General features: G+C 40.8%; 1 protein-coding gene. It reads left to right on the top strand.

The window, feature by feature from the left end:
• Positions 1-240: ABC transporter permease subunit (locus tag SM754_RS20700; RefSeq protein WP_323677974.1), on the top strand; the 240-nt coding region annotated here is incomplete at both ends.

Below are 240 nucleotides of genomic sequence, written 5' to 3'. Positions count from 1 at the left end.
GGTGCAACCAGTGCTGCAAAATATTGATAAAGAAGTAGAAGAGGCAGCTTCGAGTTTAGGTGCATCCCGCTTACAAATATTTGTGAAAATCATTTTACCAGAAATCTTTCCCGCTCTTCTTGCCGGTTTTTCACTCGCATTTGCAAGAGCATTAGGAGAATACGGATCTGTCGTTTTCATCGCAGGTAATATGCCGATGAAAACAGAAATTGCACCACTGATGATTATGACGAAACTAGA

This window comes from Halorubellus amylolyticus, from assembly GCF_034808145.1.
Classification (GTDB): domain Archaea; phylum Halobacteriota; class Halobacteria; order Halobacteriales; family Natrialbaceae; genus Halorubellus.
This window is presented reverse-complemented; position numbering and strand designations above follow the sequence as displayed.